Annotated in this window: 1 protein-coding gene and 2 pseudogenes; all 3 read left to right on the forward strand. The window is 61.4% G+C overall.

All coding sequences use genetic code 11. The features are described from left to right. Positions 1-126 (forward strand): annotated as a pseudogene (locus HHL26_RS24435) (IS110 family transposase); the annotation flags it as partial. Positions 127-199: 73 nt separating this feature from the next. Continuing rightward, complete coding sequence (locus HHL26_RS23995) at positions 200-1,288, forward strand: IS5 family transposase (protein WP_169576922.1); 1,089 nt, start codon at positions 200-202, stop codon at positions 1,286-1,288. Positions 1,289-1,452: 164 nt separating this feature from the next. Beyond that, a pseudogene (locus HHL26_RS24000) lies at positions 1,453-1,546 on the forward strand (transposase); the annotation flags it as partial.

Below are 1,546 nucleotides of genomic sequence, written 5' to 3' on the forward strand. Positions count from 1 at the left end.
AGCGTCTTCGACCGCAATGTAATTTCGCTTTTGGAAGGCGAGGACAATTTGGCACGCATCATCTTACCTCTACTTAAAGCCTGGGGAGATATCCGGCTTCGCGTTGCGGAATTGACCAAGCAACTGGACACCTCGAAAAACCGGTGGTGTTTGACGGGTTGAGGTGATTCACTGCCGATGCGTGACAGCGGAGGCAGGGATGGCAGGACAGCCGGGTTTCTTTGATCTTGCGGACCGATATGAGGCGCTGAGCGCTGCTGGCGATCCGCTGGAGCGGTTGGCGGCCGTTGTGGATTTCGAAGTGTTTCGCGGCCCTTTGGTAGCGGCATTGCGCCGCAGTTCCCGTGCCAAAGGCGGGCGGCCACCGTTCGACCCGGTGCTGATGTTCAAGATTCTGGTACTGCAGGCGCTCTATTCGCTGTCGGATGATGCAACGGAATTCCAGATCAAGGACCGGCTCTCGTTCCAGCGTTTCCTGGGGCTGGGGCTCGACGGAACGGTGCCCGATGCGACGACCGTGTGGTTGTTCCGGGAGCGACTGGTGAAGGCCAAGGCGATCGACAAACTCTTCGCCCGTTTCGATGCCGCGCTGACTGACAGGGGCTATCTTGCCATGGGCGGGCAGATCATCGACGCGACGGTCGTGCCCGCGCCCAAACAGCGCAACACAGAGGAAGAAAAGGCGGCGATCAAGGAAGGCCGGATCCCCGAACGGTGGAAAGATAAACCCGCAAAGGTCCGGCAGAAGGATCGTGATGCGCGCTGGAGCGTGAAGTACACCAAGGCCAAGGTGAAGGAAGGCACTGATCCCAAGGCGTTCAAACCGGTCGATCTTGCGATCCCGATGTTTGGCTACAAGAACCATATCGGCATCGATCGCGCGCATGGCCTGATCCGCACCTGGGACGCGAGCGCCGCCAATGCCCATGACGGCGCGCGACTGCCTGATTTGGTGAGCCGCGCCAACACTGCCTCGGGCGTCTGGGCCGATACGGCCTACCGCTCGAAGAAGAACGAGGCGTTCCTGGCCAAGGGCATGTTCAGGAGCAACATCCACCAGCGAAAGCCGCATCGCCGGGGGATGCCCGAGCACATCGCGCGCGCCAATGCCAAGCGCTCAGCCGTGCGCTCGGCGGTCGAGCACGTGTTCGCCGGGCAGAAGCATCGCATGGGCCTGTTCGTACGCACCATCGGCATCGCCCGTGCCCGCATCAAGATCGGAATGGCGAACCTGGCCTATAATTTCCAGCGGCTCGCCTGGCTCGAGGGGCGTGCTGCGCCCGCGTGACAGCAAACCGCGCTGAAAGGCGGCACCGCCGCAGAAAATCAGCGAAAACCTAGCCGGTTACCAGGCCGCAGAAGGCCTGCTCACCCCTCCTGCTGCAGGCCACTGCTGAAATGGCGGTTCTTCGAGGTGTCCAACTGGTTGCGATGGCCGGCGCGGATCAACGTTGCCGCCTGCTCACGTCCGTGCCTGGTGTGGGTACGGTCACTGCCACGGCCTTCGCAGCAGCAGTGGAGGATTCGATCAACTTCAAAAACTCGC

Origin of the sequence: Sphingobium sp. TB-6 (assembly GCF_012927365.1) — a bacterium.
Taxonomy (GTDB): domain Bacteria; phylum Pseudomonadota; class Alphaproteobacteria; order Sphingomonadales; family Sphingomonadaceae; genus Sphingobium.

Coding starts and splice junctions, on each gene's coding strand:
- HHL26_RS23995 (WP_169576922.1), top strand. CDS start 200: ATGGCAGGACAGCCGGGTTTCTTTGATCTTGCGGACCGATATGAGGCG.